The 1,169-nt window shown below is 46.0% G+C and carries 2 protein-coding genes; both read left to right on the top strand.

Translation table 11 applies throughout. The annotated features are described in order from the left end of the window. The coding region (locus Xsto_RS20690; RefSeq protein ID WP_244590481.1) for a tail fiber protein at positions 1 to 822 on the top strand (822 nt) is incomplete at its 5' end. Between the two features lie 15 nt (positions 823 to 837). Then, positions 838 to 1,169, top strand: a 332-nt coding sequence (locus tag Xsto_RS20685; RefSeq protein WP_099126316.1) for a tail fiber assembly protein, incomplete at its 3' end; no start/stop codon positions are given.

Below are 1,169 nucleotides of genomic sequence, written 5' to 3'. Positions count from 1 at the left end.
CAGAACGGGGCGGATATCCAAGATAAAGCGGCGTTTGTGAACAATCTTGGTTTACGGGATACAGTAGACAGGGCTTCTCATTCACTGGATACCCGGACTGGTGGAAAAGTGAATGGTAATGTCACGACTAACCAGTTATTTACCCAGGCAGTCACCATAAGCGACGGAAGTATTGCTGCCGGTAAATTGGATGCAGCCAGTTTTGAAGGTAACAATATTGAAATTCGCTCTTGGAATGGGATTGGACTTAACTCCACATACGAAAACCCGAATAACGTCGCCAGTATTTATTTCGATACCCGAGGCGGGAGTATTGGATTACAAGGTGATATTTCAGGGCCTAAGTGGGGCGGTTCTTTTAGTGATTGGGTTGACAGGAAAACCCAGCAAGCCCTGACTAAATCGGCTAATGGGGCAGATATCCCGGATAAAAAGGCTTTTGCTAATAATCTTGGTCTAACGGAAACGGCGTATCGAACAATAGGCAATGGCACGCATCAAATCCCGGATATGTCGTTTTTCACATCGGGCAGGGATTGGTTCAAAATGCCGGATGGTCGGACTATCCAATATGGACTCGTCAATTTTTCGCAAGATAACGATGTCTTTTTTTATGCCAAGGTTCGTTTCCCTATTCCCTTTACTGACAGGCCGATGTGTGTTCAGGCAACGTTGAACGGCATGGGTAGTGTGGATGTCTATCTGCCTAATTTAGGCATTGATCTAAAAGATAATATGAGCGTCGATATAGTCCTACCTAAGCAGCGTATTACAAGAATACCCAGAGAACAATCGGTGTTCTGGATAGCCATTGGTTACTAACTCAGGAGAACTATCATGTATAAATATGCCAATAACGCATTCTATCCGTATGCCTTAAAGCAGGATTACATTAAAGCTAATATGTGGCCAGAAAAAGGGATAGATGTTGACGAATCTGTTTTCGAAAAGTACACCGCGAATCCCCCGATAGGAAAGTCCCGGGTCGTCGGGGGCGATGGTTTACCGGCATGGGGGGATATCCCTCCGGCCCCTCAACCGACACGGGAGCAATTGCTGCATTGGTCAGAGTCTCGAAAACGGCAACTGCTAACGGAAGCCAAAGAAAAAATCGATATCTGGCAGGACGCCGTTGAGCTTGATATGGCAACGAAAGAAGAGAAAGCCGC

Origin of the sequence: Xenorhabdus stockiae, from assembly GCF_002632825.1 — a bacterium.
Classification (GTDB): Bacteria; Pseudomonadota; Gammaproteobacteria; order Enterobacterales; family Enterobacteriaceae; genus Xenorhabdus; species Xenorhabdus stockiae.
The sequence above is the reverse complement of the archived record's forward strand: the minus strand, read 5'-3'. Positions and strand labels throughout refer to the sequence as shown.